Source organism: Xanthomonas sp. DAR33341 (assembly GCF_003992815.1).
Lineage (GTDB): Bacteria > Pseudomonadota > Gammaproteobacteria > Xanthomonadales > Xanthomonadaceae > Xanthomonas > Xanthomonas cissicola.
In genome coordinates this window covers 1-4,766 of the sequence record NZ_QEYV01000053.1, presented here as the reverse complement: position 1 = coordinate 4,766, position 4,766 = coordinate 1, and the positions used below count along the sequence as shown (strand labels likewise).

4 protein-coding genes and 2 pseudogenes are annotated in these 4,766 nt (G+C 61.7%); 3 read left to right on the top strand and 3 right to left on the bottom strand.

The genetic code is table 11. The annotated features are described in order from the left end of the window. Nucleotides 1–1,083: TAL effector repeat-containing protein (locus EO156_RS23770; protein ID WP_206513894.1), on the top strand; the 1,083-nt coding region annotated here is incomplete at its 5' end. 104 nt (nt 1,084–1,187) lie between these two features. After that, nucleotides 1,188–1,649: pseudogene (locus EO156_RS23765) on the top strand (avirulence protein); the annotation flags it as partial. A gap of 296 nt (nt 1,650–1,945) precedes the next feature. Here EO156_RS23765 and EO156_RS23760 read toward each other — a convergent pair. The 3 genes and pseudogenes from EO156_RS23760 to EO156_RS23750 form a co-directional block, all read right to left on the bottom strand. Next, nucleotides 1,946–2,197: pseudogene (locus tag EO156_RS23760) on the bottom strand (DUF4158 domain-containing protein); the annotation flags it as partial. A 4-nt stretch (nt 2,198–2,201) separates the two neighbouring features. Beyond that, entirely contained in the window at nt 2,202–2,621 is a 420-nt protein-coding gene (locus EO156_RS23755; RefSeq protein ID WP_003491210.1) for a putative toxin-antitoxin system toxin component, PIN family, read from the bottom strand. Next, the gene (locus tag EO156_RS23750) at nt 2,621–2,860 is read right to left on the bottom strand and encodes a ribbon-helix-helix domain-containing protein (protein ID WP_003491212.1); all 240 of its coding nucleotides are present in this window, start codon (nt 2,858–2,860) and stop codon (nt 2,621–2,623) included. The genes EO156_RS23755 and EO156_RS23750 overlap by 1 nt, the downstream gene beginning before the upstream one ends. 211 nt (nt 2,861–3,071) lie before the next feature. Between EO156_RS23750 and EO156_RS23745 the strand changes: the two genes are divergently transcribed. Further along, on the top strand, nt 3,072–3,995 hold the full coding sequence (locus EO156_RS23745; protein WP_012477429.1) for a recombinase family protein: 924 nt from the start codon (nt 3,072–3,074) through the stop codon (nt 3,993–3,995). The last annotated feature ends 771 nt before the right edge of the window (nt 3,996–4,766 follow it).

Here is a 4,766-nt window from a genome sequence, read left to right as displayed (position 1 = left end):
GTGGCCATCGCCAGCAATATTGGTGGCAAGCAGGCGCTGGAGACGGTGCAGCGGCTGTTGCCGGTGCTGTGCCAGGCCCATGGCCTGACCCCGCAGCAGGTGGTGGCCATCGCCAGCAATGGCGGCGGCAGGCCGGCGCTGGAGACGGTGCAGCGGCTGTTGCCGGTGCTGTGCCAGGCCCATGGCCTGACCCCGGCACAGGTGGTGGCCATCGCCAGCAATGGCGGCGGCAGGCCGGCGCTGGAGAGCATTGTTGCCCAGTTATCTCGCCCTGATCCGGCGTTGGCCGCGTTGACCAACGACCACCTCGTCGCCTTGGCCTGCCTCGGCGGACGTCCTGCGCTGGATGCAGTGAAAAAGGGATTGCCGCACGCGCCGGCCTTGATCAAAAGAACCAATCGCCGTATTCCCGAACGCACATCCCATCGCGTTGCCGACCACGCGCAAGTGGTTCGCGTGCTGGGTTTTTTCCAGTGCCACTCCCACCCAGCGCAAGCATTTGATGACGCCATGACGCAGTTCGGGATGAGCAGGCACGGGTTGTTACAGCTCTTTCGCAGAGTGGGCGTCACCGAACTCGAAGCCCGCAGTGGAACGCTCCCCCCAGCCTCGCAGCGTTGGGACCGTATCCTCCAGGCATCAGGGATGAAAAGGGCCAAACCGTCCCCTACTTCAACTCAAACGCCGGATCAGGCGTCTTTGCATGCATTCGCCGATTCGCTGGAGCGTGACCTTGATGCGCCTAGCCCAATGCACGAGGGAGATCAGACGCGGGCAAGCAGCCGTAAACGGTCCCGATCGGATCGTGCTGTCACCGGTCCCTCCGCACAGCAATCGTTCGAGGTGCGCGTTCCCGAACAGCGCGATGCGCTGCATTTGCCCCTCAGTTGGAGGGTAAAACGCCCGCGTACCAGTATCGGGGGCGGCCTCCCGGATCCTGGTACGCCCACGGCTGCCGACCTGGCAGCGTCCAGCACCGTGATGCGGGAACAAGATGAGGACCCCTTCGCAGGGGCAGCGGATGATTTCCCGGCATTCAACGAAGAGGAGCTCGCATGGTTGATGGAGCTATTGCCTCAGTGAGGCTCAGTCGGTGACTACCTGAGCGTCGGCAGGGATTGGTGTAAGTAACCTTTACTGACAGCGAGTTAGCCCACTTTTGGCTGTTTTTTACACAAATCCCTGCCTCCCCTCTAGTCCTCGACTCGTGGGGCGACGGTCCGGCCGTTCTACTAAGGGATTCGCACTGGGCCGAAACGTACGGAACATCCACCAACGTAATTGAACGCTTCGACAAGCGCGATGCAATCGACGCGCTTGCCAGGACAACCGCATTCAGAGCCGAGATCGAGGATCCGCAAACTGATCTCCATGCGAATGCGCGCGACCTGGAGACAGCATTTCTAGCCAACCCCGCACCCGGCGATATCTTTTCCGCGATGCCTGTCATCGCGCCCGAGCTGGCCCAGAGCACGCGTCAACGGCTGCAAGAGTACTCACCGCGGACGCGTCAAGCTCTAGCCGCCGATGCTGCGCGGCATGCCTATGGACTGGATAACGCACAGCCCATCTCGCCGCGCACAACTGCTGCGATCCTTGAAGATGCAGAGCGCCTGGATGCCTTGGGTCGCCCACCCTTGAGTTGGTGACGATGGATCAAGCCGGATGAGCGTCGGCACGTTCATGACGCCACCGCAGCGCGCTTGGGCGCGCTACGCGCCCAAGCGCGGCCAGCAGGCCATGCGCGGTGCTATAGGTCGGGCCTGACACGTCGCCAACGTGTAGCGCGAGGTGGACGCCGAATTGCGGCTCTCCGTGTTGACCTGGTGACGCACGTGCAGCAGTAGCCCGGCATGAGGGTCGGCAGTGCGTCGTGAGAAATCCTTAGTTGACAGGGAGTTAGCTCACTTTTGGCTGTGTTTTACACGAATCCCTGCCGACCCTCAAGTTGCGACGACAGCGTATGCAGCACCGGGCTTGGCACGGCGGTAGGGTCTTCCAGAAAGGTGCCGAGAAACCGCGCCGTGGTCAGTTGCAGCGCATAACCGAGGCGACTGCTGTCGCGTCGCTTGGTGGCGATCCACTCGCGGTCATCGTCGTCCAGGTGGAAATAGCGCGCCAGCTCTTCGCTGGAAAGCGTGTCTGGATAGCGGCCGTAGCGTTCCCGTTGTGTGGTGGACAGGAAGCTGACCGGCATGGCGTCAAAGCGCCTCGGCGCAGAAGGTGACTGGCGTGACGATGCGCGTGCGGCCAATGCTACCGCGTTGCAGCAGCCCAGCGCGGCGGTCGCCAGTCACAAGGTAATCGGCCTCGCTGGCCAGTGCCATCGCCAGCAGGAACGCATCGTTCGGATCATTGACCTCGATGCGATCAGGCAGAGGCGGCAATACATGCAGCACAACGGCGCGCTGCATGTTGTTGATCATCGTGCCGACGCGATGCGCGGGCAGGATTGCCTTGATCTTCGGGTAACGGCTCACGCGGCGCAGTTCATCAAGCTGCGCCGTCCCTGTCACCAGTTCAAAGCGTGCTGCAAGCCAACCGCGATAGATGATGTCGGGTGGGCTGTGCGACGAGATCAGCGCGGCCAGCAATACGTTGGTGTCGAGGACGACCCGCATTAATGCTCACGCGCCCATTGCACCGCCTCATCAATGAGGTCGTTCAGTTCTGTCTCACCCATACCCACCGTAGCGGCTTTGGCTTGTTCCACAGCCCGCTCGAAGAGGTAGGCGCGCACCGCATCCTCGATGAAGCGTGACAGGTCGCCCTTGCGACCGCCGCCTTGCGCGGCGATGAACATGCGGACGGACTGATCCACGTCCGGCGATACGGCGATGTTCCAGCGCACGGTATTCATGAAGCTCTCTACCAATCAGAGTTTATGCACATCGGTGTTTATACACTCTTTAAGCGGTTTTTGCAACGGTTCAATAAAACGATCGTTTTTATGAACTCTGATGGAGCGATCGGCGCGAGGTGTTCGTAAGCCAACAAGCAGTCTGTAATAGTGGTTTGTACAATCAAAGTTTGATATTATTAAAACTTAACGAGTAAAGCAAAATATTACGATGAAAATCGGCTATGCGCGCGTATCCACGCGCGAACAGAACCCAGCCTTGCAGGTGGACTCCCTCAAGGCGGCCGGCTGCGAGCGCATTTATCAGGACGTTGCGAGCGGCGCGAAGACCGCGCGCCCAGCGCTCGATGAACTGCTGGGCCAGTTGCGTGGCGGCGACGTGCTGGTGATCTGGAAACTCGACCGCATGGGACGCTCACTCAAGCACCTGGTTGAGTTGGTGGGTAGCCTGATGGAACGCAAGGTCGGGCTGCTCAGCCTGAATGACCCCATCGACACCACCAGCGCCCAAGGGCGGTTCGTGTTCAACCTGTTCGCCACGCTGGCCGAGTTCGAGCGCGAGCTAATTCGCGAGCGCACCCAGGCCGGGCTGACGGCCGCGCGGGCGCGTGGCAGGGTCGGTGGGCGACCCAAGGGCCTGTCGCCGCAGGCCGAAGCGACAGCGCTGGCGGCCGAGACCCTATACCGCGAGCGCAAGCTGTCGGTCGCTGCCATTGCGCAGAAACTGCACTTGTCCAAGAGCACGCTGTACAGCTACCTGCGGCATCGCGGCGTAGAGATCGGCCCGTACAAACAATCGGCGCAGTCGCCGATAAACGTCTCCGTGGTCGAGAGCGGAAACGCTGACCAGCCGAAGGTCGCCACCATCCTGCTGACCTTGCGCATCGAGAACAATAGCAAGGTCGTGCGCGGAAAGAAGCGCTCGATCGAGCATGTCGAGTTTTTTGATCTTGCCCAATACGATGCCACGCGGCGGCCGAACGGGGAATATGAACTGAAGGTGCCCTATGACACGGATGAAGAGCTGGATGAAGCCGTGAACGATTTGCTAACCGACATCGCCTGCGGTGCGGATGACCGCCACTGTTTCTCAGAGAGCCACGCCCGCATGGAAGGTACAGACCGGCACTGGTGAAGGCTTAACTGACTTCCCTGTTCCATTGCTCCCCGAACCCCGTTTCGGAGTGGAGGGCGCGTCAAGGGGTTGGTGCGGCCCGCAGCCCCGCAGGGGCGAGGACACGGCCCCTTGACGCGACCGCAGCGACCCCAAGCCTCCGTCATGAGGTGCAGGGGAGCTTTTCCCCCTGCACCTCTGACGACAGAGGGCGACTCGCTCCCCTCGCTGGCGAGGGGCGGGGGGGAGTGGTGGGCGCGTAGCGCCCTGCTCCTGGTGGCAGCAAGACAGATTCAGCGTGGCGTCCTGAGCGGAGCGCTAAGGCTCGGTGGCCAAGTGGGGGGGGGGGTGCAGCCCCCTCATCCTGAAAACCGCTCCTATGCCTGTTCCATGCCTTCCCTGTAGGTATCTGATGACTACGAGACAGCACGCCCTGTGTCTCTGCCGATGCCGCACTCCCTTCTCGAATGCCCTTGCGACCTCTCCCCTGGCGTTGACCTGGCCGGAGCTGCAGTGCGGGTCGGCGGCCATTAGCGCGGCTTGCCGCGCTTCAAGGGTGTCTGGCCGTAGGCCAGGCATTTGGGAGCGGTCGCAGACCGCGAAGGCCGGCGCCGCAGGCGACGGGGCGGAGGGCCGCAGGCCCGGAGGGTAGGTGCTTTTTCTTTCTGGTTGGTTGCCGCAGCCCGAGTTATCCACAGAACTGGCCAGCAATTACAGGAAGAATTTTATAGGAGAATCTTAAAGGCTAACCGTACCGGTTTAGGGGGGGGGCGATTTCACGCGGAAAAGGGG